The 25,826-nt window shown below is 71.6% G+C and carries 24 protein-coding genes; 9 read left to right on the forward strand and 15 right to left on the reverse strand.

Features of this window, described 5'->3' with window-relative positions:
- Positions 1-43: 43 nt before the first annotated feature.
- Both AB0C26_RS04220 and AB0C26_RS04225 read right to left on the reverse strand, forming a co-directional pair.
- Entirely contained in the window at positions 44-1,675 is a 1,632-nt protein-coding gene (locus AB0C26_RS04220; protein ID WP_360241231.1) for a GMC family oxidoreductase, read from the reverse strand.
- Between the two features lie 39 nt (positions 1,676-1,714).
- The gene (locus tag AB0C26_RS04225) at positions 1,715-2,722 is read right to left on the reverse strand and encodes a zinc-binding dehydrogenase (RefSeq protein WP_360243515.1); all 1,008 of its coding nucleotides are present in this window, start codon (positions 2,720-2,722) and stop codon (positions 1,715-1,717) included.
- A gap of 143 nt (positions 2,723-2,865) precedes the next feature.
- Between AB0C26_RS04225 and AB0C26_RS04230 the strand changes: the two genes are divergently transcribed.
- The 4 genes from AB0C26_RS04230 (at position 2,866) to AB0C26_RS04245 (ending at position 6,371) form a co-directional block, all read left to right on the forward strand.
- A complete protein-coding gene (locus AB0C26_RS04230; protein ID WP_360241234.1) occupies positions 2,866-3,150 on the forward strand; it encodes a hypothetical protein in 285 nt (94 codons plus the stop codon).
- 68 nt (positions 3,151-3,218) lie between these two features.
- A complete protein-coding gene (locus AB0C26_RS04235; protein WP_360241237.1) occupies positions 3,219-4,790 on the forward strand; it encodes an AMP-binding protein in 1,572 nt (523 codons plus the stop codon).
- Between the two features lie 85 nt (positions 4,791-4,875).
- A complete protein-coding gene (locus AB0C26_RS04240) occupies positions 4,876-5,703 on the forward strand; it encodes an oxidoreductase (protein ID WP_360241240.1) in 828 nt (275 codons plus the stop codon).
- Between the two features lie 11 nt (positions 5,704-5,714).
- Positions 5,715-6,371: a TetR family transcriptional regulator gene (locus AB0C26_RS04245; RefSeq protein WP_360241243.1), complete on the forward strand. Its 657-nt coding sequence runs from the start codon at positions 5,715-5,717 to the stop codon at positions 6,369-6,371.
- Here the strand turns inward: AB0C26_RS04245 and AB0C26_RS04250 are convergent.
- The 5 genes from AB0C26_RS04250 to AB0C26_RS04270 all read right to left on the reverse strand — a co-directional run bounded on the left by AB0C26_RS04250 (position 6,348) and on the right by AB0C26_RS04270 (position 10,310).
- Positions 6,348-7,925 (reverse strand): glycosyltransferase family 39 protein, encoded by a 1,578-nt coding sequence (locus tag AB0C26_RS04250; RefSeq protein WP_360241246.1) that lies wholly within the window; start codon positions 7,923-7,925, stop codon positions 6,348-6,350. The two genes, AB0C26_RS04245 and AB0C26_RS04250, sit on opposite strands and share 24 nt — an antisense overlap.
- A gap of 10 nt (positions 7,926-7,935) precedes the next feature.
- Complete coding sequence (locus AB0C26_RS04255) at positions 7,936-8,337, reverse strand: hypothetical protein (RefSeq protein WP_360241249.1); 402 nt, start codon at positions 8,335-8,337, stop codon at positions 7,936-7,938.
- Between the two features lie 461 nt (positions 8,338-8,798).
- Positions 8,799-9,098, reverse strand: coding sequence for a hypothetical protein (locus AB0C26_RS04260; protein WP_360241252.1), 300 nt, complete (start codon positions 9,096-9,098; stop codon positions 8,799-8,801).
- 68 nt (positions 9,099-9,166) lie between these two features.
- Complete coding sequence (locus AB0C26_RS04265; protein ID WP_360241255.1) at positions 9,167-9,904, reverse strand: SDR family NAD(P)-dependent oxidoreductase; 738 nt, start codon at positions 9,902-9,904, stop codon at positions 9,167-9,169.
- Between the two features lie 61 nt (positions 9,905-9,965).
- Complete coding sequence (locus AB0C26_RS04270) at positions 9,966-10,310, reverse strand: Lsr2 family protein (RefSeq protein ID WP_360241258.1); 345 nt, start codon at positions 10,308-10,310, stop codon at positions 9,966-9,968.
- 235 nt (positions 10,311-10,545) lie between these two features.
- Here AB0C26_RS04270 and AB0C26_RS04275 point away from each other — a divergent pair, with 235 nt between their 5' ends.
- Together AB0C26_RS04275 and AB0C26_RS04280 are read left to right on the forward strand one after the other, a co-directional pair.
- Positions 10,546-11,670 (forward strand): cellulose binding domain-containing protein, encoded by a 1,125-nt coding sequence (locus AB0C26_RS04275; protein ID WP_360241261.1) that lies wholly within the window; start codon positions 10,546-10,548, stop codon positions 11,668-11,670.
- Positions 11,671-11,799: 129 nt separating this feature from the next.
- On the forward strand, positions 11,800-12,855 hold the full coding sequence (locus AB0C26_RS04280) for an amidohydrolase family protein (protein WP_360241264.1): 1,056 nt from the start codon (positions 11,800-11,802) through the stop codon (positions 12,853-12,855).
- Positions 12,856-12,882: 27 nt separating this feature from the next.
- Here the strand turns inward: AB0C26_RS04280 and AB0C26_RS04285 are convergent, their stop codons facing one another.
- Genes AB0C26_RS04285 through AB0C26_RS04295 form a run of 3 tightly spaced genes read right to left on the reverse strand, consistent with a single transcriptional unit; the run spans position 12,883 to position 16,348 of the window.
- On the reverse strand, positions 12,883-14,934 hold the full coding sequence (locus tag AB0C26_RS04285; RefSeq protein ID WP_360241267.1) for a xanthine dehydrogenase family protein molybdopterin-binding subunit: 2,052 nt from the start codon (positions 14,932-14,934) through the stop codon (positions 12,883-12,885).
- Positions 14,931-15,878 (reverse strand): xanthine dehydrogenase family protein subunit M, encoded by a 948-nt coding sequence (locus AB0C26_RS04290; RefSeq protein WP_360241270.1) that lies wholly within the window; start codon positions 15,876-15,878, stop codon positions 14,931-14,933. Before AB0C26_RS04290 ends, AB0C26_RS04285 begins: the two co-directional genes overlap by 4 nt.
- Entirely contained in the window at positions 15,875-16,348 is a 474-nt protein-coding gene (locus AB0C26_RS04295) for a 2Fe-2S iron-sulfur cluster-binding protein (protein WP_360241273.1), read from the reverse strand. Before AB0C26_RS04295 ends, AB0C26_RS04290 begins: the two co-directional genes overlap by 4 nt.
- A 61-nt stretch (positions 16,349-16,409) precedes the next feature.
- On the opposite strand from AB0C26_RS04295, the gene AB0C26_RS04300 reads away from it, so the two are divergent.
- Positions 16,410-17,486: an NAD-dependent epimerase/dehydratase family protein gene (locus AB0C26_RS04300; RefSeq protein ID WP_360241276.1), complete on the forward strand. Its 1,077-nt coding sequence runs from the start codon at positions 16,410-16,412 to the stop codon at positions 17,484-17,486.
- 9 nt (positions 17,487-17,495) lie between these two features.
- On the opposite strand, the gene AB0C26_RS04305 is transcribed toward AB0C26_RS04300, so the two are convergent.
- Complete coding sequence (locus AB0C26_RS04305; protein ID WP_360241279.1) at positions 17,496-20,462, reverse strand: EAL domain-containing protein; 2,967 nt, start codon at positions 20,460-20,462, stop codon at positions 17,496-17,498.
- A gap of 93 nt (positions 20,463-20,555) precedes the next feature.
- Here AB0C26_RS04305 and AB0C26_RS04310 point away from each other — a divergent pair, with 93 nt between their 5' ends.
- Positions 20,556-21,197: a 50S ribosomal protein L11 methyltransferase gene (locus tag AB0C26_RS04310; RefSeq protein WP_360241282.1), complete on the forward strand. Its 642-nt coding sequence runs from the start codon at positions 20,556-20,558 to the stop codon at positions 21,195-21,197.
- A gap of 61 nt (positions 21,198-21,258) precedes the next feature.
- On the opposite strand, the gene AB0C26_RS04315 is transcribed toward AB0C26_RS04310, so the two are convergent.
- Together AB0C26_RS04315 and AB0C26_RS04320 are read right to left on the reverse strand one after the other, a co-directional pair.
- The gene (locus AB0C26_RS04315; protein WP_360241285.1) at positions 21,259-21,978 is read right to left on the reverse strand and encodes an HAD family hydrolase; all 720 of its coding nucleotides are present in this window, start codon (positions 21,976-21,978) and stop codon (positions 21,259-21,261) included.
- Between the two features lies 1 nt (position 21,979).
- On the reverse strand, positions 21,980-22,735 hold the full coding sequence (locus AB0C26_RS04320) for an ROK family protein (protein ID WP_360241288.1): 756 nt from the start codon (positions 22,733-22,735) through the stop codon (positions 21,980-21,982).
- Between the two features lie 79 nt (positions 22,736-22,814).
- Between AB0C26_RS04320 and AB0C26_RS04325 the strand changes: the two genes are divergently transcribed.
- Positions 22,815-23,627 (forward strand): TrmH family RNA methyltransferase, encoded by an 813-nt coding sequence (locus AB0C26_RS04325; protein WP_360241291.1) that lies wholly within the window; start codon positions 22,815-22,817, stop codon positions 23,625-23,627.
- On the opposite strand, the gene AB0C26_RS04330 is transcribed toward AB0C26_RS04325, so the two are convergent.
- Together AB0C26_RS04330 and AB0C26_RS04335 are read right to left on the reverse strand one after the other, a co-directional pair.
- Entirely contained in the window at positions 23,590-24,837 is a 1,248-nt protein-coding gene (locus tag AB0C26_RS04330) for a hemolysin family protein (protein ID WP_360241294.1), read from the reverse strand. The genes AB0C26_RS04325 and AB0C26_RS04330 overlap by 38 nt on opposite strands.
- A gap of 45 nt (positions 24,838-24,882) precedes the next feature.
- Positions 24,883-25,791 (reverse strand): DNA-3-methyladenine glycosylase 2 family protein, encoded by a 909-nt coding sequence (locus AB0C26_RS04335; RefSeq protein WP_360241297.1) that lies wholly within the window; start codon positions 25,789-25,791, stop codon positions 24,883-24,885.
- Between the last annotated feature and the right edge of the window lie 35 nt (positions 25,792-25,826).

The following is a 25,826-nucleotide window of genomic DNA, read 5'->3' on the forward strand; positions in this document are numbered from 1 at the left end:
GTTTGTCGTCTCGATGGTGGCATCGAGCAGGGCTGGCGCTACGTCAGCCGAGCAGCCTCAGTGCGGCCGGGGCGTGGGCCGGGACGGCCGGTGTGTGCGGTGCGATCGGGGCCAGGCGGGCGTAGCCCTCGGCCGGGCGCTGGTCGGGTTCGCCCTTGTTGGGCCACAGGGCGATGGCCCGCTCGGCCATCGCGGTGATGGTCAGGGACGGGTTCACGCCCAGGTTGGCCGGCACCGCCGAGCCGTCGATGATGTGCAGGCCGGGGTAGCCGAAGACCCGGTGGTAGGCGTCGACCACGCCCGCGGACGGGTCGGCGCCGATGGTGGCGCCGCCGAGGATGTGGGCGGTCATCGGGATGTTGAAGATGTCGCCGACCGTGCCGCCCGGGAAGCCGCCGATCCGGGCGGCTATCCGGCGTACCGCCTCGTGGCCGACCGGGATCCAGGCCGGGTTGGGGGCGCCGTGTCCGGGGCCGGTCGTGAGGCGGCCGCTTTTCGTCCGGCGTACGGTCAGCGAATTGTCCGCCGTCTGCATGACCAGCGCGATGATGGTCCGTTCGCTCCAGCGGCGCACCGACAGCGACCGCATCAGCAGGTACGGGTGGCGCAGCGCCTCGGCCAGGAAGCGCAGCGGGCGGGGCACCCGTCCGCCGCCGTCGACCAGCAGGGTCGAGAGCAGTCCCATCGCGTTGCTGCCGGGGCCGTACCGGACCGGCTCGATGTGGGTGGTCTCGTCGGGGTGGAACGACGATGTGATGGCCACGCCGGTCGAGAACGGCTCGGCCGGCACCGTGCCCGCCTGCGCGCCCAGCAGCGCCTCCGAGTTGGTCCGGGTCAGGGTGCCCAGCTGGGGTGAGATGTTCGGCAGGATTCCCTTGTCGCGCATGGCGTGCAGCAGCGACTGCGTGCCCAGCGCCCCGGCTGAGAGGATCACGTCGCGCGCGGTGAAGGTACCCCGCGAGGTGGTCACCGTCCAGCCGCCGGCCGAGGGCCGCAGCGAGGTCGCCGTGGTCAGCGGGTGCACTGTCACGCCGGCCTGTTCGGCCAGGTAGAGGTAGTTGACGTCGAGGCGGTTCTTGGCGCCCACCTTGCAGCCGATCATGCAGTTGCCGCATTGGGTGCAGCCGGTGCGGGCCGGGCCGGCCCCGCCGAAGAACGGGTCGGGGACGCTCTTGCCGGCTTCGCCGAAGAAGACCCCGACCGGCGTACGGCGGAACGTGTGCCCGACCCCCATCTCCTCCGCCACGTCGCGGATGACCACGTCGGACGGTGTCATGGTGGGCTGTTCGGTCACGCCCAGCATCCGCGACGCCTGGTCGTAGTACGGCGCCAGCTCGGCCGCCCAGTCGGTGATGCCCGACCAGCGCGCGTCCTCGAAGAACGTGGCCGGCGGGCGGTACAGCGTGTTGGCGTACACCAGGGAGCCGCCGCCGACCCCTGCCGCCGACAGCACCACGATGTCTTTGAGCAGGGTGATCCGCTGGATGCCGCGGAAGCCGAGCTTCGGCGCCCACAGGAAGTTCCGCAGATCCCACGAGCTTTTCGGCAGGGTCCGCGCGGTGAATCGCCGGCCCGCCTCGAGCACGCCGACCCGGTAGCCCTTCTCGGCCAGGCGCAGCGCGCTCACGCTGCCGCCGAAGCCGCTGCCCACGATCACGACGTCGTAATCAGCCACGGCCCCACTTTTGCATTACCCGCCGGTAACCACCAGACCTCAGACCAGTAAAACCTTGAGATGGCGGCCCGAGGCGGCATCGTCGAAGGCCGATGCGGCTTGCGACAGGGGGTACGTGGCCGACACCAGCCGGGACACGTCGACCGCTCCCGTGACCAGCAGCCGGATCGCCTCGGTGAAGTCGTCCGGCAGGTAGGTGGCGCTGCCCTGGATCCGCAGCTGACTGTCCTGGACGAGCGGCAGCGGGATGGTCACGTCGGCCGGCGGCACCCCGACCACGACGACGGTGCCACCCTTGGCCGCCAGGCCCAGCGCCTGGGTGATCGAGCTCTGCGTGGCGACGCAGTCGAACACCACGTCGGCGCTCTCGCCCAGCGCGTCCCGGACCTGCTCGACGGCGTCGTCAGCGGTCGCGTCGACGGCGGCCGAGGCGCCGAAGGACAGCGCCCGTTCGCGGTTGGCGGCGGAACGCGCGGTCATCACGACGCGCGTGGCCCCGTACGCCCAAGCGGTTTGCAGCGTGAGAAGCCCGATCGGCCCGGCCCCCAGAATGGCCACGGTCTTTCCGGCCACGCCGCCGGCCAGCCCGGCCGCGTGCACCGGAGTGCTCAGCGGCTCGATGAACGCCGCCGCCGGCCAGTCGAGCTCGTCCGGGATGACGTGCAGCCGGCGCTGGTCGATGGTGAAGTAGTCGGCCATGCCGCCCTGGTCGTGGGCGCAGCCGAAGAACCGCAGCCGCTCGCAGATGTTCTGCCGGCCGGCCCGGCACTGCTTGCACTCCCAGCAGGGCAGGAACGGCTCGACGGTGACCCGCTGCCCCACCTGGAACGCGCTGACGCCGTCGCCGAGCGCGGAGATCGTGCCGGAGACCTCGTGGCCGGGCGCGTACGGCAGCTCGATGAACGGATGCAGCCCGTGCAGCGCGTGCGTGTCCGACCCGCAGATCCCGGCCACCGCCGTTCGCACCTGAACCTCACCGGGCCGGGGCGTGGGCACTTCGGCGTCCACGACCGCGACTCCGCCGGCCGAGACAATTGCACGCTGCATTCTCACGGGCTGACCTTAATCCGAAAGTGTCGCGGTGCGGTCTGACCTTTCCCAGTCCCGGCGTTTCCACTTCTACAAAGCCCTTTTTTATGGACAAATTGCCGCCGTGCGGGCAGGACGCCCGCCGTTGAGAAAGGGACTCCATGCGGATTCGCTCTGCTTTCGCGGTGGCCGCCGGCGCCGCCGCGGTGCTGGCCTTCAGCGCCCCGGCCCAGGCCACCATCGACATCGGCAACGTCGACATCACGGTGACCGACATCGCCTCCGGTAACGAGTACTACCTGTTCCAGAACGTGTCGGTGCTCCAGGCGGCGCAGACCTGCCAGGTCAATGTGGACGTCATCACGGCCACGCTGCTCCGCGGCGACGCCGCCAAGTGCAGCAACAAGACGAACAACCACCAGCAGGCCTGGATCAAGAAGCACTGAGCCCGCTCCGGCCGCCACTTCCGCGCTGACTCTAGCGCCGGCGGTGGCGGCCGGTCCATGCTGCGGAAATGCTGTCGTATGCATCGGGAACCTCGGATCTGCCCCTGCTCGGCGAGACGATCGGCGCCAACCTCGAACGGACGGTGTCCCGCTTCGGTGAGCGGGAGGCTCTGGTGGACGTGGCGGCCGGGCGCCGCTGGACGTACGCGGAACTGAACGACGACGTGGATCGGTTGGCGCGGGGACTGCTCCGGCGCGGGATCGCCAAGGGCGACCGGGTCGGCATCTGGGCCCCGAACTGCGGCGAGTGGGTGATCACGCAGTACGCGACGGCCAAAATCGGGGCAATTCTGGTAAATGTCAACCCCGCTTACCGTACGCACGAATTGCGCTATGTCGTCGAACAGTCCGGCATGCGGTTGCTGATCAGCGCCGCCTCATTCAAGACCAGCGACTATCGCGCGATGATCGGCGAGATCGGGTTCCGCGACGTCATCTACATTTCCGACTTGCCGGAAATCTACGAGGAGGGCGGTCCGGTCGTCGCCGACCTGTCGTTCGACGATCCGATCAACATCCAGTACACGTCCGGAACGACCGGATTTCCCAAGGGCGCGACGCTGTCGCATCACAACATCCTCAACAACGGCTACTTCGTCGGCGAGCTGATCGATTACACCGAGCACGACCGGGTCTGCCTGCCGGTGCCGCTCTACCACTGCTTCGGCATGGTCATGGGCAATCTCGCCGCCACCTCCCACGGCGCGTGCGTCGTGCTGCCCGCCCCCGGTTTCGACCCGGCCGCCACGCTGCGGGCCGTCTCGCAAGAGAAGATCACTTCGCTGTACGGGGTGCCCACCATGTTCATCGCGGAACTGGGCCTGCCCGACTTCGCCGCGTACGACCTGAGTTCCCTGCGTACGGGCATCATGGCCGGCTCCCCCTGCCCGGTCGAGGTGATGAGGCGGGTCGTGGCCGAGATGAACATGGCCGAGGTGGCGATCTGTTACGGCATGACCGAGACGTCGCCGGTCTCCACCATGACCCGCCCCGACGACAACCTGGCCCGGCGTACCGAGACCGTCGGCCGCGTCATGCCGCACCTGGAGTCGAAGGTCGTCGACCCCACCACCGGCCTGGCCGTGGCCCGCGGCGAGCCGGGCGAGCTGTGCACCCGTGGCTACTCGGTGATGCTCGGCTACTGGAACCAGCCCGAGGCGACCGCCGAGGCGATCGACGCCGCCCGCTGGATGCACACCGGCGACCTGGCGACCATGGACGCCGACGGCTACCTGAACATCGTCGGCCGGATCAAGGACCTGGTGATCCGCGGCGGCGAGAACGTCTATCCGCGCGAGGTCGAGGAGTTCCTCTACGCCCATCCCGACATCGCCGACGTCCAGGTGATCGGCGTCCCCGACCCCAAGTACGGCGAGGAGCTGATGGCCTGGGTGGTCCTGCGCCCCGGGGCCTCCCCGCTGACCGCCGACGACGTGAAGGCGTTCTGCGCCGGGAAGCTCAGCCACTACAAGATCCCGCGCTACGTGCACGTGGTCGACGGCTTCCCGATGACCGTCACCGGCAAGGTCCGCAAGGTCCAGATGCGCGAGGAGGCGGCCGGCATCCTCGGACTCGAGTGACCCCCGACACGACGGGCATATAAGAGGCCGGTGGCCCGTTACGGTGGACGTAGCAAAAGTCCACTGGCCTCTTAAGGAGCCCGCAATGAGCAAGGTTTGGCTGATCACCGGTACGTCCCGCGGCCTGGGCCGCCAGCTGGCCGTCTCCGTGCTGGAGCACGGCGACCGGGTCGTGGCCACCGCCCGCCGCCCGGAACAACTGGAAGACCTCACCACGACCTACGGCGACCGGGTCCGTGCCGTCGCGCTCGACGTCACCGACCCCGCCGCCGCCCGGCACGCGGTCGCCGAGGCGGTCAGCGCCTTCGGCCGGCTCGACGTGCTGGTCAACAACGCCGGATACGCCGACGTGGCGGCGATCGAGGACATGCCCGAGGACGTCTTCCGGGCCCAGATCGAGGCCAACTTCTTCGGCGTCGTCAACGTCACCCGGGCCGCGCTGCCGGTCATGCGGCAGCAGGGCGGCGGCCACATCATCCAGATCTCCTCGGTCGGCGGCCGCGTCGCCAGCATCGGCCTCGGCGGCTACCAGTCGGCCAAGTGGGCCGTCGGCGGCTTCTCCGAGGTACTGGCCCGGGAGGTCGCGCCGTTCGGCATCCGGATCACCGTGGCCGAGCCGGGCGGCATGCGCACCGACTGGGCCGGCGACTCGATGGGCACGCTGCCCATCAGCGACGCGTACAAGCCGGTCCTCGAGCCGGCCGTGGCCCGCTTCAGCGAGCACAACGGCAACCAGCCCGGCGACCCGGCCCGCATCGCCCAGGTCCTGATCGACGTGGCAAACCACCCCGAGCCGCCGTTGCACCTGCTGCTCGGTGCCGACGCCGTCGCGGTCGCCCAGGCCAAGGCCGACGCGCTCGCCGCCTCGGACGCCGAGTGGCGGGCGGTGAGCGAGTCGGTCAGCTTTGCGTAAGGTGACCGGCGATGACTGACTTCCAGCGGGCCCGCAGCCCCGAACAGCGCGAGGCCCGCCGGCGGGCGATCCTCGAGGTGGCGGAGCAACTGCTGGCCGAGATGCCGGTGAGCGAGATCAGCCTCCGCGAGCTCGCCCGCCGGGTCGGCCTGTCCAAGACCAACGTGGTCCGCTACTTCGAGACGCGCGAGGCGGTGTTCTTCGCGCTGCTCAACCAGGCCGTCGGCGAGTGGCTCGACACGCTCGAGCTGCCCGCCGGCCCGCCGGCCGGGGTGGTGGAGGCGCTGGCCCGGTCCCTGGCCGGGCGGCCGCTGATCTGCGATCTGTGGAGTTCGCTCGGCACCGAGCTGGAACGCAACATCTCGGCCGAGGCGGTCCGCGACTTCAAACTGGCGAACGGCGAGCTCCAGGCGGCGCTGGCCGGCAAGCTGCGGGAGCGGATCCCGGAGCTGACCGGGCCGTCGTCCCGCGAGCTCGTCTCGTACACGATCCTGCTCCTGGCCGGCCTGTGGCCGTTCGCCAACCCGTCCCCCGGGGTGGCCGAGGCCGTTCGAGACCCCCGGCTGGCGGGTTCGCGGGTCGACTTCGCCTCGCGGCTCGGCCGGGCCCTGGTGGTGGCGGTGACCGGCCTGCTCACGCTCGGCTCAGCGGCGGTAGACGGTCATTGAGAAGCCGACCTGATCGATCACCGTGCTCGAGTCGATCAGCCGCTTCAGCTGGTTGGTGGCGAGGGCCACCCGCGAGTCCGACACCACGACGATCCCGTGCACCTCGTCGAGCGGCACCCCGAGCGGGTCCGGCGCGTCGATGCCGTAGTAGCTCGGCACCCCGCTTCCCTTGTAGACCAGCCACACTTTCTCGCCCGGGTACTTCTTCTTCAGCGTCGCCGCCAGCCGCGGCAGGTCCTGACCCCAGTCGACGTTCGAATCGTGCAGGTTGTTGTGGGTGTTCGCGGTACCGCCGAAAGCCTCGTTCGAGTACGGCAGGTAGTACGGGAACGTGCGCAACGAACTCACCGCCACGACCGCGACCAGCACCGCGGCCGGGATCCACGTCCACTTCCACCGGATCAGCATCACCGTCCCGGCCACCACCGCCAGGAACATCGGCAGGAAGATGACGTACCGGCTGCCGTAGTCCCGCGCCCCCGTCATCGCCACCAGCGTCAGCACCCCGGCCGGCAGCAGCGTGTACAGCCCCGCGACCCACTTCCTGACCAGCAGCGCGACCGTCCCGGCGACCCACAGCGCGAGCATCCCCAGCGGCGTCTTGATCAGCAGCGCGGCCGGCAGGTAGTACCAGCGCGACCCCCGGTACGCCTCGCCGAGCAGGAACCCGTTGAACGTCTGCGACTCGAACTTGAACTGGATCAGCACCCCGTCCCGGTACGCCTTCGGGAACGGCAGCAGGTCCACCGCGAGCCCGCGCAGTCCGCCCGGGTTCGTCACCCCGGCCGGCGTGGTGAAGCGGAGCCGCGGATCCACGGCCAGGTAGACCGCCCAGACCACGGCGACCGCGATCACCCCGACCCCCACGGCGGTCAAAACCTTCCTGCCCAGAGCTTTCCATGGCGTACGGAGGGGAAAGAGCGCAAGAAGCAAAGCGATCGGCACCGCCGGAAGCGTGCTGGCCCGGGTCGCCAGCGCCGCGCCCAGCGCGACCCCGGCCAGCGGCAGGTAGAGCTTGGGCTTCTCGCGCCCCCGCCAGAGCAGCCAGAACGTGGTCAGCACGAGACCCGCCGCCGGCACGTCGAGCGTCGCCAGCGATCCGTGGGCGATCAGGTCGGGCGAGAAGCTGTAGAGGGCCAGCGCCACCAGCCCCGCCCACGGCCCGGCCAGGTCCCGCGCGAAGAAGAGCACCACCAGCCCGAACAGCAGCGTGAGCACGATGATCGGCAGCCGCGCCGCGAGCATCAGCCGGAACGGGTTGTTCCCCGACTCGTACAGCAGATGCCGTCCGAGCATCGTCTGATCGCCCCGGTAAGCCGGATCGAGCTCCGCGTCCTCGAAGGCCATCCCGGCCGCCATGAGCAGCTTGGCCAGCGGCGGATGCTCCGGGTTGTAGCGCAGGCTGTGCTGCTGCGCGTAGACCGCCGCCGTACCCACATAGACCGGCTCGTCGATGGTCGGCGACTGCTGAACCGCCGTCGTCACCATGGCGAACGCCATCTGCCCGAGCAACAGCGCGACCACGATCGGATAGAGCAGGCGCCGTCGCAGCATCGCGCAAACTCTACTGCGCGCCGCCCGGACCTACCCACGCGGACAGCACCGACCGCAACGTGTCCGGCGAGGCAAGCTGAACATCGCCGCGCGAGCCCCATCGCAGCCACTCGGTTCCGAGCAGCCCCAGCCGGACGAGGGGGCGCCCGTCCGCCCCGTCGAACACGAGCCAGAGCCCCGGATGCTCCATCCAGTCCATGAATTCGGTGTCCGCCCGCACCCGAAGCGCCTCGGCGAACGCCGCCACCGCCGGGACATACGTGACATCAGCGAGAAGCGACGACTCCCCCCAGTCCCGCCGCTTCCGCGGCGGCGCCATCGGCCCCCGTTGGTCGTAGATCCGAACCCGCCGTGCGCTCCCGAGCAGCCGCGGCAGCCCGAGCACCAATTCCCGCGCCTCACTCAGATCCACACCCACCATCCTCTCAGCCCGGCGAAGGGTCGTAGAACCGCGCGGCCCCAGAGCAACCATGGCAGCCCGAGCACCAATTCCCGCGCCGAAGGCGACGTCCGCGCCCATCGTTCTCCCCGCCCGCCCCGCTACCAGCGGCGAATCGCCGTCGCGCAGAGAACGGTGCGCGGCCCGGGGACGGCGGCGGTGTCGATGTGGGTGACGCCGCGGACCGCGGTGCGCAGCAGCGTCTCCGCCTGTGCCGGTCAGCCGGGCCCGTGAGCCCAACGGCGGTGAGGCTGCCGGCGCCGTCGGGATGCCGGTAGTGAAGCGCCGGGTCGCCGTCGGACCAGTTCAGGCAGCAGCAACGCGGCGCCGGCGGCATCCCCCAGCGCCCGATGCGGCCGGCTGCCGGGCGCAGCGTGGGTGACGGCGCCGGTGAGGCGGACGGTGGGGAGCAGATCGGCGAGGCCTAGCGCCGGTCACGTTGGCGGCTTTGCCAGGCGATGAGTGTCGATCAGCCCCGCGACCGACAGTTCCGGCAGATGCCAGTGCAGCATCCGCCAGTCCACGCCGATGTTGTGCCCGACCAGGTAGACACCGGCCAGCCGGGCGAGCAGGTCACCGCGGATCTCGTCGAAGGCGGCCTCACCCCGCCGGGCCGGCTCGGCGAGCTTCCTTCGAGGTCGAGCGCGACCAGACGCGCCGTGGTCCACCGGCGGCACCGTACCGGGTCGTCGATCGTCGTCGGTGCGGGCGGCGGCGGCGAATTGCCGCCTCACCCGATCGAAGTCGGCGGCCAGGCGGCTAGCGGAGAAGCGGAGTGAGCCGGCAAGGTGGGGCGGCCGGCTCAGAGGCGGCCTTTCAGTTCGTTCTTGCCGGCGGCCTTGCCCGCGTACATGCGGTCGGCGAGAAACGGGAAAACGTTGGCCGCGGCGACGGCGGCCCGGTATTTGGCGGGGACGATCACCCGGCGGCGGGGGTGTTTCAGGGCCTTTTCGATGGCGGCGGCGACGATCTCGGGGCCGGGGAGGCCGGGGCGGTTCTTGTTGGCGGGGCCGGCTATGTAGCCGGGCTCCACCAGGGTGACGCCGATGCCTGTGCCGGCCAGCTCACGGCGTACGGAATCGGTCATGCCCCGCAGTGCGAACTTGGTGGCCGAATAGGCGCCGCTCATGCCGACCTCGCCGGCCACCGAGCCGATGTTGACGATGGCGCCGGTGCCCTGGTCGCGCATGAGGGGGATGACCGCGCGCATCAGGCGGATGGGGGCGATCAGGTTCACCTCGACCATGCCGACCACCACCTCGTCGTCCGAGAGGATCGACGCGGCGCCGCCGAGGCCGGCGTTGTTCACCAGGCCGTCGACGCGGCCGGTCAGTTCGCGGGCCCGGGCGACCAGGGCGGTGATCGCCGCCGGGTCGCGGACGTCGGTCGGGACGGCGAGGCCGCCGGTCTCCTCGGCCAGCGCCCGCAGTTTGTCGGCGCGGCGGGCCGCCAGCACGACTGTGGTGCCGTTGCGGGCCAGGCGCTGGGCGGTGGCGCGCCCGATCCCGCTCGACGCGCCCGTGACGATGACGACCGGCATTCGCTTGCCTCCCCCACAAAACAAAGCGGCGCCGCCGGTTTCCCGGCGGCGCCGATTCGGTTCAGCGCTTGCTGTGGTACGCCTCGACGATGTGGCTCGGGATGCGGCCGCGCTCGGAGACCTCATAGCCGTTCTTGTTCGCCCACTCGCGAATCGCCTGGTTCTGGTCGCGGCTGGCCCGGCCCGTGCTGGCCTGGGCGCCCCGGCGCGCCGGCGACGCGACCGAACTGCGGCCGACCCGGGTCGCCGCGTTCAGGAACGGGTCGAGCGCCTTGCGCAGCTTGCCGGCGTTCTTCTCGGAGAGGTCGATCGTGTAGTTCACACCGTCCAGTCCGAACTCGACCGTGCGGTCGGCCTCCCCACCGTCGAGGTCGTCGGTCAGAAGGGTTATTACCTGCTTGGCCATGGTGTGCCCCGCTCCTACAGCGATGTCATTTGAGTCACGACTATGCGCACGTCGGCGACGCCGTGAATGTCGATACGCTTTCATTCTGTCTCCCGACCCTTGTCAGAGCAAATTTGACCCCTTCGCATGTCGCAATTCCGCTCCTCCGGTGCCCCTCTTTTCATGCTTGTGAATGTCCTGTAACGTGTGCTGGGAGCGCTCCCACCCCCGTCCCCCTCCCCCGGAGCATGTGGAAATGAGACGCCTCTTCCGTGCCTGCCTGGCCGCCGGATTGCTCGCCGCGGCCGGCGTGGCGGCGTTCGCCGTCGCCGGGCCCGCCTCGGCCGACGCCGAGATCTGCGAGCAATACGGGACCACCACCATCGGCGGCCGCTACGTCGTGATGAACAACCGCTGGGGCACCTCGGCCCAGCAGTGCATCAACGTGACCGGCAGCGGTTTCACCATCACCAGCCAGCAGGGCACCGGCAGCACCAGCGGTGCCCCGGTCTCCTATCCGGCGGTCTATTTCGGCTGCCACTACACCAAGTGCTCCCCCGGCACGAACCTGCCGATCCGGGTCAGCGACATCTCCAGCGCCACCAGCCGGGTCAGCTTCAACTACGTGCAGGGCGCCACCTACGACGCCGCGTTCGACATCTGGCTGGACCCCTCGCCGCGGACCGACGGCGTCAACCAGCAGGAAATCATGATCTGGTTCAACCGGCAGGGCTCCATCCAGCCCATCGGCTCGGTCGTCGGCACCACCACGATCGGCGGCCGGTCCTGGGAGGTGTGGCGGGGGAGCAACGGCGCCAATGCCGTGATTTCGTACGTGGCACCGGCACCGATCACGTCATGGTCGTTCAGCGTCCTCGACTTCATCCGCGACGTGCAGAATCGCGGCGCGATCACCAACGCTTGGTATTTGACGAGCATTCAAGCCGGATTCGAGCCGTGGATCGGCGGCGCCGGTCTGGCCGTGACCGATTTCGCGGCCACGGTTAACGGTGGAGGCGTCCCCACTTCCCCGCCGACAACAACCTCGCCGCCGCCCGCCAGTTCCGCCTGCCGCGTCACCTATGCGACCAACACTTGGAACACCGGCCTTACCGCAAATGTAACGGTGACCAATACAGGCAGTACTGCCCTCAACGGCTGGGCGCTCGGATTCACGCTGCCTTCCGGCCAGACCATTACCGGCTCCTGGAACGCCAACCTGACCGGTTCCTCGGGTGCGGTCACCGCCAGAAACGTCGCCCACAACGGCACGCTGGCCCCGAACGCGAGCACCAGCTTCGGTTTCCAGGCCACCCACACCGGCAACACCGCGGCCCCGGCCGCCTTCACCCTCAACGGCACCGCCTGCGCCAGGGTCTAGCCCGCAAAGACCCGAGCCGCCTCGTAGCCGATTCTCCGGCGCCGGGGCGGCTCGTCCAATTCCGCACACCATCACGGTTCGCCGATCGCCGGCCATCGCGAGGTGTCGATCGACCTTAGGATCGCCGGCATGGCAGCGCTGCGCATCCGGGGCTTCGCCCTTCCCCACGGTGAGCCGATCGACCTCTACGCGGACGGCGACCGATGGACGGCCGACCCGGTTCCCCACGCCGAACTGGTGGCCGAGGGCTGGATCCTGCCGGGGCTGGTCGACGCGCACACGCACCCGGGGGCGGAGGCGCCCGGCCGGCCGCTGGACGACGGCACCCTGCGCCGCGACCTCCGGGCGCACCTGGACTCGGGGGTCACGCTGATCCGGTCCCCGGGCCTGGCCGGCGATCCGCCCGAGTGGTTCGGCCGGCACGACGACAGCCCCCGGGCCCGGCACGCCGGGCCGTGGATCGTCCAGCACGGACAGTTCTTCGAGGGGTGGGGTCGCCGGCCCGAGCCGGTGGACCTGCCCGCCGTCGCCGCCGAGCAGGCCGCCCGTACGGGATGGGCGAAGGTGGTCGTCGACTGGAAGCCCGGCGACGAGGTCATGCCGGTGGACGTGCTGCGGGAGGCCGTCACGCGGGTACACGCGGTGGGCGGGCGCCTGGCGGTGCACTCGCAGCACGCGGCGGGTGGCGAGGTCGCGGTCGAGGCGTGCGTGGACTCGATCGAGCACGGCATGGGCCTGGATCCCCGGCTTCTGCCCCGCATGGCGGAGAGAGGCATCGCGCTGACCCCGACGCTGGCGGTGATCACCGAGTCCCTTGAGCGGATCACCGCCGACCCGGATCGGGCCGGCCGGAGCTGGTACGTGCCGGGGGCGAGCGCGCACGGCCGGCTGACCGCCGCCGCCGTCGAGGCCGGGGTCACCGTGCTGGCCGGCACGGACACCCGGCCGCACGGCGGCATCGCCCGGGAGATCCGGGCCATGGTCGCGGCCGGGGTGTCCCCGCACGACGCGATCGCCGCCGCGTCCTGGACCGCCCGCGCCTATCTCGGCCTGCCCGGCCTGGTCGAGGGCGCTCCGGCGGACGCGGTCGTCTACGACGCCGACCCCCGCCACGATCTCGCCCTGCTCGGTGAACCGCGAGCGGTGATCATTCGTGGGCGGCGCCGGCGGATCGGCGGCCGCTGACGTGCCCCCGGGGGCCGGCGGAACGGGCTAGAGGAACGGCAGGATCTTGTCCAGGCGGGCCGGGAGGTCGCGGATCCGGACGCCGGTGGCGTGCCAGACGGCGTTGAGGATGGCGGCGGGGGACCCCACGATGCCGATCTCGCCGATGCCCTTGCTGCCCATCGGGTTGACCGCGGAGTCCTCTTCGTCCAGCCACTCCGCCTCGATGGACTCGATGTCGGCGTGCGCCGGGATGTGGTACTCGGCCAGGTCGTGGTTGACCCATTCGCCCATGGCCGGGTCGAGGACGCCCTCCTCGAACAGGGCCATCCCCATGCCCATCGTCATGCCGCCGATGAACTGGCTGCGGGCCGTGCGCGGGTTCAGGATGCGGCCGCACGCGTACATGCCGAAGAGCCGGGACACGCGCACCTCGCCGGTGACCGCGTCCACCCGTACCTCGGCGAAGTGGGCGCCGAAGGCGTGCTTTCCCTCCTTCTCCTGCCGGCCGACGATCTCCGTGCTGTCGAAGACGACTTCGCTCTGTCCGGTCTCGCGCAGCGACCGGCAGGCCCCGGTGACCGCCCAGCCCCAGGAGGCGCTGCCCGACGAGCCGCCGGCCACCGACGCCTTGGGCAGCGTGCTGTCGCCGATCCGCAGGCGCACCCGGGTGACCGGCACGCCGAGGGCGTCGGCGGCGATCTGGGTCAGGATGGTGCGGGCGCCCGTGCCCAGGTCGGCCGCCGCGATCGCCACCTCGAAGTGGTCCTCGCCGAGGTCGCGGACGCGGGCCGTGGACGGCTGGGCCATCGTCGGGTACGTCGCGCCGGCCACGCCCGTGCCGATCCACCAGTCGCCCTCGCGTCGCTGCCGGGGCCGGGGATTGCGGTTCACCCAGCCGAAACGGTCGGCGCCCCGGCGCAGGCATTCCACGTAGTGGCGTGACGTGAACGGCTTGCCCGAGTCCGGGTCGACCGTCGGCTCGTTGCGCACGCGCAGCTCGATCGGGTCCATGTCGAGCGCCACGGCCAGCTCGTCCATCGCGCATTCCAGCGCCACCATGCCGGGCGCCTCGCCGGGGGCGCGCATCCAGCGCGGCGTCGGCATGTCGAGCCGGGTCAGGCGGTGGCCGGTGCGGCGGTTCGGGGCCGCGTACATGTGCCGGGTGGCCACCGCCGTCTGCTCGGCGAATTCCAGGAGACGGGAGCTTTGCGAGTACGCCTCGTGGTCGATCACGGTGAGCACCCCGTCGGCGGTGGCGCCGAGGCGGACCCGCTGGATCGTCGGCGTGCGGTGGCCGACCATGCTGAACAGCGCCTGCCGGGGCAGGGCCAGCTTCACCGGGTGGCCGGTGACCCGGGCCGCCATCGCGGCCAGGACGGCGTTGGGCCGGGCCGTTCCCTTGGAGCCGAACCCGCCGCCGACGTGCTCGGTCACCACGTGCACCTGCTCCGGTTCGAGACCGAAGAGCGCGCCCACGGTGGCCGCGACGCCGGCCGGGTGCTGGTTCGAGTCGTACAGGATGAGGTCGTCGCCGGACCACACGGCGGTCGTGGCGTGGGGTTCCATCGGGTTGTTGTGCAGTGCCGGCGTCGTGTAGGTGACGTCGACCGTCACCGGCGCCGCGACCGAGACGTCGCCGGCCGAGGTCTCCGAGGGGAAGCTCGGGTTGACGACCGAAGGGGTGTAAAGGTCCGGATGGTCGGTGCGCAGGACGGCGTCGTGCGGCTCCTTCTCGATGGTCAGTGACAGCTCCTGCGCCCCGCGCCGGGCGGCTTCGAGGGTGCGGGCTACGACCAGCGCCACGGCCTGGCCCCGGTAGCTGATCTGGTCGGACTGGAGGACGGCCAGCTCGGGGTCGTCGCCGTCGGCGAGCCGGGGCGCGTTGCCGTGCCAGAGAACGGCGATCACGTCGAGCAGCGGATCGACCTGGACGTCGACGAGCCGCCCCCGGGGCACCGGCGACTGCACGACCCAGGCGTACGCGACGTCGTCGCCCACCTGATACTCGGCCGCGTACTTCGCCGTGCCGGTGACCTTGTCCGGTCCCTCGACGCGCGGCAGCGGCTGCCCGACGGCGCGGTGTGCGGTGGCGGTCATGACGTCAGCCCTTCGAGCACGGAGGCGACCAGGTTGCGGACGAGCGGAATCTTGAAAGCGTTGTCCCGTAGCGGCTCGGCGGCGGCCAGCTCGGCGTCGGCCGCGGCCAGGAAGGATTCCCGCGTGGCGGGCTGTCCGCGCAGCGCCTCCTCGGCGATCAGCGCCCGCCACGGTTTCGGCGCCACCGCGCCGAACGCGAGCCGGACGTCGGTCACCCGGCCGTCCGCGACGGTCACCGCGGCCGCGACGGAGGAGACGGCGAAGGCGTACGAGGCCCGGTCGCGCACTTTCCGGTAGGCCGACTTCCCCTTCAGAACGGGAAGATCGACTGAGGTGATCAGCTCACCGTGCTCGAGGACGGTGTCCCGGGACGGGTCGTCGCCGGGCAGCCGGTAGAGATCGCTGACCGGAATGGCCCGCTGCGACGTGTTCACCACGGCGTCCAGCGCGACCATGGCCACCGCCATGTCCGACGGGTGCGTGGCGATGCAGTGCTCGGAGCCGCCCAGGACGGCCAGGTTGCGATGGTCGCCCTCGCGCGCGGGACAGCCCGTACCCGGCGCGTGTTTGTTGCACGGCTTGGTGGGGTCCATGAAGTAGCGGCACCGGGTTCGCTGCAGCAGGTTGCCCCCGGTGGTGGCCATGTTGCGCAGCTGACCCGAAGCCCCCGCCAGCAACGCCTGACTCAGCACCGGGAAGTCGCGGCGCACGAGCGGATGGGCGGCCAGGTCGCTGTTGCGCACGCCGGCTCCGATCCGCAGCCCGCCGCCGGGCCGCTCGCTGACCTCGTCCAGGCCGAGCCGGGTCACGTCGACCAGCACGTCCGGCGTGGCCACGCCCAGCTTCATCAGGTCGACCAGGTTGGTGCCGCCGGCCAGGAACGTCGCGCCCGGCTCGAGGCCGCCCTCCGCGTCGGTGGCCGTCCGGTAAGTGAAGGTCTTCACCGGGCCGCCGCCTCTTTGATGGCCGGGACCATGTTCGCGTAGGCCCCGCAGCGGCACAGGTTGCCGCTCATCCGCTCCCGGATCTCGGCGTCGCTGAGCAGATCGTCACCGCCGTCGGTGACCGCGCTCGGCCAGCCCCGGGCCACCTCGTCCAGCATGCCGACCGCCGAGCAGATCTGGCCCGGCGTGCAGTAACCGCACTGGAAGCCGTCGTGCTCCAGGAACTCGCGCTGCACCGGATGATCGACCCCCTCGATGGTGGTGATCGGGGTGCCCGATTGGGTGACGGCCAGGATCAGACAGCTGTTCACCCGGCGGCCGTCGAGCAGCACCGTGCAGGCGCCGCACTGGCCGTGGTCGCAGCCCTTTTTGGCCCCGGTCAGGCCGAGGTGTTCGCGCAGCGCGTCCAGCAGCGTGGTGCGCGGGTCCAGGTCAAGCTCGTGCTCGACGCCGTTCACGACGAGGTTCATGAGTGGACTGCCTACCCCGGCCGGGGTGATTCAACCGCGCCGCCTCGGGTACGGCCAATGCATGCGAGTCGTCATCGTCGGAGCCACCGGCAACGCCGGAACCGCCCTGCTGCGCCGTCTGGCCGCGGAACCCGGGGTCGAGGTGGCCGGGGTGGCCCGGCGGCTGCCCGACCCCGTCGGCGTGTACGCGGGCGCGACCTGGCACTCGGTGGACATCGGGGCCGAGGACGCCACCGAGCGCCTCACCGAGGTCTTCACCGGCGCCGACGCGGTGGTGCACCTGGCCTGGCAGATCCAGCCCAGCCACGACCAGCACCTGCTGTACCGCACGAACGTGCTGGGCAGCCGCGCGGTGGCCCGGGCGGTGCTGCGCTCGGGGGCCCGCGCCCTGGTGCAGGCGTCGTCGGTGGGCGTCTACTCGCCGGGGCCGAAGGACGCCTACGTCCGGGAGAACTGGGCCCGGGGCGGGGTGCTCGCCTCCTCCTACAGCCGCCACAAGGCCCAGGTCGAACGGATGCTGGACGCTGTCGAGTCGGAACATCCGACGCTGCGCGTGGTCCGCCTGCGCCCCGGCCTGATCTTCCAGCGGGCCGTGGGCACCGAGATCGCCCGCTACTTCGCGGGGCCGCTGTTGCCGGCGCGGCTGCTGCGGCCGCAGTGGATCCCGGCCATCCCGTCCCACCCGGCCCTGCGGGTCCAGGCCGTCCACGCCGACGACGTGGCCGAGGCGTACGCCCGGTCGGTGCTCTCGGACGTGCACGGCGCCTTCAACATCGCCGCCGGCCCGGTGCTCGACACGCGGGTCGCGGCCCAGGCCTTCCACGGGATCCGGGTCCCGGTTCCGGGCGCCGCCCTGACCGGCGCGGCCGCCCTGTCGTGGTGGCTGCGCCTGCAGCCGATCGACGCCGGCTGGGTGCGGCTGGCCCTGAAGGCCCCGCTGATGTCCTGCGACCGGGCGGCCACCGAACTCGGCTGGCGCCCGGCCCACGACGCCGTCGAGTCGCTGCGGGAGCTGATCGCCGGCATGGCCGACCGCGCGCACGGCGACGGCCCGCCCCTGTCGGCCGACCCCGCCCTCCCGGGCCGCCTCGGCGGCCTGCTCCGGGGGCGCCTGCCCGGCACCGGCAACCCGTACTAGCGCTTTTTTCTATGCGGTCAGCGGCAGGCGGGCGGTCATCTGGCTGAGGGCGTCGGTGCCGTCGACCGGGCTGGAGAAGAGGTAGCCCTGTCCCAGCGGGCAGCCGAGCCAGGACAGCAGGTCGCGGTGGGTCGTGCTCTCGATGCCCTCGGCGATGACCGTCAGGCCGTACTGGCGGGCCAGGGCGACCATGCCCTGCACCCGGGCCAGCTGCTCCTGGCTCTGGGCGATGTCGTCGATGGCCGACTTGTCGATCTTCACGACGTCCAGGGGCAGACCGTCCAGGTCCGGGCCGAAGTAGTCGGCGGCGATCCGGACGCCGTGCTCCCGCAACTCCCGCAGCAGGGGCCGGACCGCCTCGTTCTCCGGGGTCAGCGCCGTCTCGTTCAGTTCCAGCATCAGGGCGTGCGGCGGCACGGCGGCCCGGGCCAGGGCCTGCTTGACCTCGTCGACGAAGCCGGTCTCGCGGAACTGGCGGACCGAGACGTTCACGCTGACGTACGGCTGGCGCGAGCGCGGCAGGATGCGGCGCCACTGGGCGACCGTGTGCAGCGCCTGCTCCAGCACCCAGCGGCCCATCGGGACGACCAGGCCGCTCTCCTCGGCCACCTCGATGAACTCGGCCGGCTGGACCACGCCGCGGGCCGGGTGGTGCCAGCGGACCAGGGCCTCGTAGCCGACCGGCTCGTCCGAGCCGAGGTCCACGATCGGCTGGTAGGCGAGCACGAACTGTCCCTCCCGGGCGGCGTGGTCGAGAGCCGAGCGCAGCTCCAGGCGCTCGACCATCGCGCCGTGCAGGTCGGCCCGGTAGCGGCGCCACTGGTTCTTGCCGGCGCCCTTGGCCACGTACAGCGCCAGGTCGGCCTGGCGCAGCAGCTCGTCGGCCGAGTCGGCCTCGGGCGTGGTGGTGATGCCGATGCTGGCCACGGCCATGATGCTCGTGCCGTCGTCGAGCGGCACCGGCTCGGCCAGCGCGGCCAGGATGCGCTGGGCGGTCTCCTCGACCGCGCCCGGGTCCTGCACGTTCTCGACCAGCGCGGCGAACTCGTCGCCGCCGAGCCGGGCCGCCGTGTCGTCGGCCCGCAGCGCCCCGGCGATCCGGTGCGCCACCGTGATCAGCAGCTGGTCGCCGACCGCGTGGCCGAGCGTGTCGTTCACCTTCTTGAAGTCGTCGAGGTCGATGAAGAGCACGCCCACGACCGAGCCGTCGCGGGCACCCCGGTGCAGCGCGTGCCCGAGCCGGTCGTGGAACAGCACCCGGTTGGCGAGCCCGGTCATCGAGTCGTGGAACGCCTGATGGGTCAGTTCCTGCTCGAGCCGGCGCCGCTCGGTCACATCCCGCAGGGTCACCACCAGGCCGGCCACCGTCGGATCGGCCCGCAGATCCTGCGCCCGCATCTCCAGCAGCACGGAGGTACGGCGGTGGCCGACCGCCCGGAAGTCCAGCCCCTCCCGCATCGTGTCACCGGCCCGGATAGCGGCCAGCACCTCGTCGAGCCGGCTCCGGTCGCCCGGATGGATCACGCCGGGCAGCAGCGTGCCGCTCGGGTCGGCGCCGAGCACCGTCGCCGCCGACGGGCTGGCGTACCGGATCCGGTCGAACTCGTCGACGATGAGGATGACGTCGGAGGTGTTCTGCACGAGGGTGCGGAAGTACGTCTCGCTGTTGCGCCGGATCACCTCGTGGCTGAGCGCGATCCGTTCCAGCGCCAGCGCCGCTTGCCCGGCCAGCACCTCGACCGCCCGCAGCAGGCCGGGCAGCAGCGCGGTGGGCGCGCCGACGTGCAGCACGCCGAGCAGCGATGCCCCGGCCGGGCGATCGCCGAGCACCATCGGACTGCGCAGGGTCATGCTGAAGTTGGTGAGCCGCACCGCGACCGCCCAGTCGACGTCCTTGGTCGGCACGATCCGGGCCTCGGTGCCGCCGGGCTCGGCCTCGCTTTCGGCGAGCGCCAGCACGACCCCGTGCGAGGTGTCCGGCGGCAGCAGCTCCGCCACCGCGACGCGGACGGCCGCGTTGACCTCGTCCGTGGCGTTGGCCGAGACCAGGGCGGCCGAGGCCCGGCGGAGCGCCCGCTCCCGGGCCAGCGCCTGCCGGTGACTGGCCATGATGCCGGCCATCCGCACCAGCACGAGCAGGAACGTCAGGGCGCTCAGGATCGCGACGACGGTCAGATCAGGCGCCTCGCCGGCACGGAACATCCGCATCACCAGCACCGCCGGCGCCACCATGGAGGCGAGACCGAGCAGGGCCAGCCGGACGCGGGTCAGCTCGGTCTCGGCGGCCGGGGCGGTCCGGCTCAGCTCGATCATCGACGGGTGCAGCGCGGCCAGGCCGGCCGCCGCGTACAGGGCGAAGCCGCCGACAGCGGACAGCGGCCAGGCGGCGTCGGACACCACCATGACCAGCAGGCCGGCGCCGAGGATCCGGCCGGCCGTCACCGGGCGGCCCGCGGTCAGCAGGCGGGTCAGCGTGCCCAGCAGCAACAGGTCGGCCAGCGGGAACGCGATCTCGGCGAAGGCGCCGGTCCGCTGCGGGTCCGGGCCGAGCACGAAGCTCCAGGCGAGCAGCGCGACACCGGCGGTGAGGGTGAGCGCGTCGAGCAGGGCGGCCCGGTCGCGGATCCCCCCGGTACGCCGGCGGATCAGCACGAGGAGCATGCCGGCCAGCACCGGGTAGGCGACCAGCGCCAGCACCGAGCCGGCCGTGGACAGGCCCGGAACGTGGCCGAGAAGCCAGGCCGGTGCCGCGACGGCGGCGGCGCCGACCGAGGAGAGCGCCACCGCGAGACCCAGGAGGCGCCACGGCATGCGGTCGGCCGGCTGGGAACGGCGTACCCCATAAGCGACAGCGGCGACCGCCGAGAGACCACCGGCCACCCGCACGAGGCTCTGCGCCTCGGCCGGCGCCAGCACGAAAAGGACGGCGATCAGCGCCATCCAGCCACCGAAGGCGGCGGCCCAGCGTGCCGGCATTCTTGATCCGCCCCCCACTTCCGCGATCGGTTCCGCGGCGTGCCTGATCGGCCCGGCGCGGGGTGACCTGAGTGAAACCGGCACAATCGTGGTGTGCTCCTCGAGTTCATCCGCGGCAACACCGTGCTCGCACCCGTGCCCTTCGTCCCCGAGCTCTCGCTGTACCAGGCGGAGGAACCGATCGCGCTGTGGGAGAAGACCGAGGAGGCCGGGGCCGAGCAGCCGCCGCCGTTCTGGGCGTTCGCCTGGGCGGGCGGGCAGGCGCTGGCCCGGCACGTGGTCGACCATCCCGACCTGGTGAGCGGGCGCAGCGTGCTCGACCTGGCCACGGGTTCGGGGCTGGTGGCCGTGGCCGCGGCCAAGGCGGGGGCGCGGCCGGTCACGGCCAACGACGTCGATCCGTACTCGCTGGCCGCGGCCGCTGTGAACGCGGAGGCCAACGGCGTCGAGGTACTGACGGTGGAGGCCGATCTGCTGGACACCGACGACCCGTACGGCGTGATCCTGGCCGGTGACGTCTTCTACAGCCGCGAGATGGCGGGCCGGGTCCTGCCCTTCCTGCGGCGCGCGGCCGGCCGGGGCAGCCTGGTGCTGATCGGCGACCCGGGCCGGGCCTACCTGCCGTCCGAGGGATTGACCAGGCGGGCGTCGTACGACGTACCGGTGCCGGTGTCGCTGGAAAGCGTGCCGGTGCGTCACACCACCGTCTGGCAGCTCATTCCCGCCGGAGCCTGAGCGGGGCTCATTCCCGCCGGAGCCTGAGCGGGGCTCATTCCCGCCGGAGCCTGAGCGGGGCTCATTCCCGCAGGAGCCTGAGCAGGGCGAAACCGTCCTCGACGACGTCGTCCGGGGCCGGGCCGTCCGGTTCCGTCCTGGTCCGCGGGGACGGCATGAGCAGGGCCCGGCCGACGCCGGCGCGGCGGCCGCACTCGATGTCGCGGCGCGGGGTGTCCCCGACGAACCAGGATTTTTCGGGCTCCACGCCGAGCGCGTCGGTCGCGTGCCAGATCATCTGCGGGTTCGGTTTGCGGACGCCCACCTCGTCGCTGTAGATCTGGGCGGCGAAGAACCCGCCGATACCGGCCTTGTCGAGGAAGTCACGGTGGGCCGCGCCGGCCAGGGAGTTGCTGACCACCGCGAGCGGGATCTCGGCCTGCTCGGCGAAATGCAGCATCTCCGGAATCCCGGCCCGCAGCGCCCAGTTGTCGCGCCACGCCCACTCGTACGCCAGCTTCCGCACCGCCCCGCGCACCGGCACCTGAGCCGCGGGCGGCCAGCCGGGCAGGATGAACCGCTCGAACACCTCGGCCTGGCTCAGCTCGTCCGGCCAGTCCTCGTCGCGCCACCGCGCGTAATCGGCCGCGCCCTTGGTGACCGACCGCTGGATCTCCCCCGGCGACAGCGCGCCCCGGGTCAGATTGAAGATCCGCAGGACGAGACCGGGCGGAGCGCTGCGCTGCGGCGGCGCGTCCGCCAGTACGCCCCCGAAGTCGAGGAGAAGCGCAGCGGGCCGCATGTCAACGAACGGTACCCAACGTCCAGGCCCGGACACCCCCGACGATGCCCGCCGTGTTCGGCACCACCACGACGTCGTCGCCCATGCGGGCCAGTTGGGCGGGAGTGATGAGGCGGGAGTTGCCACCGCCCAGATAGACCCGGTCCCACAGGAAGACCGGCCGCAGCCCCTCGATGACATTGCGGACGCGCCGCGACCAGAGGGCGTCACCCAGGCGGCGCCGCTCGTGCTCGCCGATGTACGTGTCGTAGGACATCCCCCAGCGCACCGGCGCCTGCGACATCTCCAGGTGCGGCGCGAGCTTGCCGCCGTCGAACAGCGCGCAGCCGAGCCCGGTGCCGAGCGTCAGCACCAGCTCGCACCCGGTACCGGCGACCACACCGGCCCCGTGCACCTCGGCGTCGTTGAGCACCAGCGTCGGCATGCCGAAGGCCTCGGCCAGCGCGGTGCGCGCGTCGAACCCGCTCCACGCCTCGACGAGCTCGGGATCGACCTTGGTACGGGGCCCGCTCCGCGTCACGTAATGCGGGGTCGCGACCACCACGCCGTGCCGCAGCATGCCCGGCATGCCGACGGTGACCCGGTCGGCGCTGGGCAGGCGCTCCCCCAGCTGCACCAGCGTCTTCACGAAGAGGTCGGGAGGCAGCGGGTACGGGGTCGGGACGCGCAGCGGCTGCGCCCGCATCGTGCCCGCCTCGTCGAGGACGGACCCCTTGATGCCGCCGCCGCCGCAATCGATCGTCAGGGTGAAAGCCACGCCGTCAGTTTGCATGGCGGACACCTCCTCGCCTAGCGATTGTGACTGGCGTGTGTGCGGTTGGGTAGGGTCGACGGCCGTGCGAGTAACTACCCGGAATGCCTCCTTTCAGCAGTGGCAGGCGCTGCTCACCAACCGGACGAAGCGGCACCGCGCCGGCTCGTTTCTGGTTCATGGTGTGCGCCCGATCTCGCTGGCCCTGGACTACGGGTGGGAGATCTCCGACCTGATTTATCCCGACAACCACTCCTTGTCGGCCTGGGCTCGGTCGACCCTCGATCGGTCCGGCGCGCGCCCGGTGGCCATGGCGCTCGATCTGTTCGCCGAGCTGGCCGACAAGGAGTCGGCTGAGCTGGTGGCCGTGGTCCGCGTTCCGGAAATGGCGGATCTGCCGCGCGGGAGCGACGATCTTCTCGTGGTCGTCTTCGACCGGCCGTCCACGCCGGGCAACATCGGGACGCTGATCAGGTCGGCCGACGCGTTCGGGGCGGCGGCCGTGGTGATCACCGGGCACGCCGCCGATCCGTACGACCCGAAAGCGGTCCGGGCCAGCACGGGTTCGCTCTTCGCGCTGCCGGTGATCCGCGCCGACGGCCACGAGGAGGTGCTGAGCTGGGTGTCCCGGCTGCGCTCGGAGGGACTTGACGTGCGGCTCGTCGCTACCGACGAGCACGGCACGGTCGACGTGGCCGACTACGACCTCACCGGGCCGCGCGTGCTGCTGGTGGGCAACGAGACGACCGGGCTCAGCGCCGGCTGGCGGGAGACGGCCGACGCCATGGTCCGCATTCCGATCACCGGGGCGGCCAGCTCACTGAACGCGGCCACCGCCGCCTCCGTCGTGCTCTACGAGGTCAGCCGGCAGCGGTCGCGCGGATCCGCACACGGGTGATCGCCCGGCCGGTCACCTCGGTCACCTCGGCCGTGAACTCGGGCAGCGCCACCACCTCGCCCGGGCAGGTGGGGATGTGCCCGAGCGCCTCCAGCACCATGCCGGCCACCGTGGTCGAGTCGCCCGCGGGGTGGAAGCCGAGGTCGGGCAGGTCGTGCACGGGGAACGAGCCGGGCATCGACATGGCGCCGTCCGGCTCGTGGACCACCGCCGCCACGTCCCGGTCGGTCTCGTCGTAGATCTCCCCCACGATCTCCTCGACCAGGTCCTCCATGGTGACGATGCCGTCGATGGCGCCGCGCTCGTCGACCACGAAGGCGAGTTGCCGCCGCTCGCCGCGCAGCTGCATGAGGGCGTCGGAGACCCGTAACGTCTCGGGCAGGAAGACGCCGGGGCGGCAGTGCTCGTCGACGGTGCCGGCGACGTCGACCAGGTCGCGCAGGTGCACCGTGCCGACCACGTCGTCCAGGCCGGCCGGGCCGACCACCGGAGCCCGCGAGTGGCCGCCGTCGATCAGCAGGCGCAGCGCGTCGTGCGCGGACGCGCCGCTGGGCAGGGTGAGCACGTCGCGGCGGGGCACCAGGATCTCCCGCAGGATCCGGTCGGCGATCTCGAAGGCGCCACTGATGATGGTCCGCTGCTCGGCCGAGAAGTCCTGCTGGGCCGCGACCATGTCGCGGATCTCCTCGGTGGTGACCTCCTCGCGCTGGGCGGCCGGGTCGCCGCCGGCCAGCCGGACGATCAGGTTGGTCGAGGCGCCGAGCAGCCAGACCGCCGGTCGCGAGATCATCGACAGCACGTCCAGCGGCCGGGCCACCAGCAGGGCCCAGCCCTCGGTGCGCTGCATGGCGATCCGCTTGGGCGCGAGCTCGCCGATGACCAGGGTGACGAAGGTCAGCAGCACGGTCACGACGAAGATCGCGGCGGGCTCGGCGGCGCTGCCGAGGAAGCCGAGCGGCCCCACGAGCGGTTCGGACAGCGACACCGCGGCGGTGGCCGAGGCGAGGAAGCCGGCCAGCGTGATGCCGATCTGAATGGTGGCGAGGAACCGGTTGGGGTCACGCGTCAGCCGGGCCAGCACCCGTCCACCGCCCGACTGCCGTTCGAGCCGCTGCACCTGGCTGTCGCGCAAGGAGACCAGGGCCATCTCGCTGCCCGAGAAGACCGCGTTGACCAGGACGAGCACGAGCACCAGGACGATTTCGCCCATTCGCCCGATTTTAGAGCATCCCTGAAGGGGCGCTTCCCGGCTTCCTCAAAAGCGCGCGAACGAGCGGATCGGCATCCGAGGGCCGAATTTCGGCGCGCCTATCCCGCCGTGCGCGAGCAGGTCGCAGACTCGGCCCCGGTGGCCGCGGAACGGCTCCAGCAGCTCCAGCATGCGCTCGTCGGTGCCGCGGGCCTCGCCGGCCAGCGCCCAGGCGACCGTGTTCGGGATGTGGAAGTCGCCGACGCTCACCGCGTCCGCGTCGCCGTAGGCCACCCGGACCACCTCGGCCGCGGTCCACGGCCCGATCCCCGGCAGGGCGACGAGCCGGCGGGTCGCCTCGGCCGAGTCCGCGCAGCGCTCGAGCCGCTCGGCCACCTGGGCGGCGCGCAGCAGGGCCTGCGTGCGGCGCTGCTCGACCCCGAACGGATGGAATTCCCAGTACGCCATGGCCGCGACCGCCGCCGGGTCGGGCGGCAGCACGAGATCGGCCGGGCCCGGCGCCGGCTCGCCCAGAGCCTTACAGATTCCCCGGTATGACCGGTGGGCCTCCTTGCCGGTGACCTTCTGCTCCAGGATCGCCCGCAGCACGCGCGGGAACACCATGGCGGTGGACGGCATCCGTACACCGGAAAAGGTCTTGGCCAATCGCGCGACGAGCGGGTTGCCCGCCGCCAGCTCGGCGAAGCCCTCGACATCGTCGCGGAGACCGGCGATGGCGTCGGCCCGCTCGATGATCCACTCGGCGCCGGGCCCGTACGCCGTGGCGTCCATGCCCGATTTGTCGCGGCAGAGATGGAGGGTGGCCGGGCCGGCCGGGGTGCGGGCCGCGAGCCAGAGGTCGTCCCCGGTGACGTGGCCGCACGGGTCGTGCTTGGGGACCACGAGCTGACGGACCGAGGCGCCGAAGTGATAGCGCGGCGGCGTCGTCAGCCGGCGGGTCACCTCGGAAGTCACCGGAACACTGTGCCACCTTCGGCGGCGATTGCCCA

Source organism: Actinoplanes sp. NPDC048796, from assembly GCF_040650035.1.
In the GTDB taxonomy this organism is placed as follows: domain Bacteria; phylum Actinomycetota; class Actinomycetes; order Mycobacteriales; family Micromonosporaceae; genus Actinoplanes.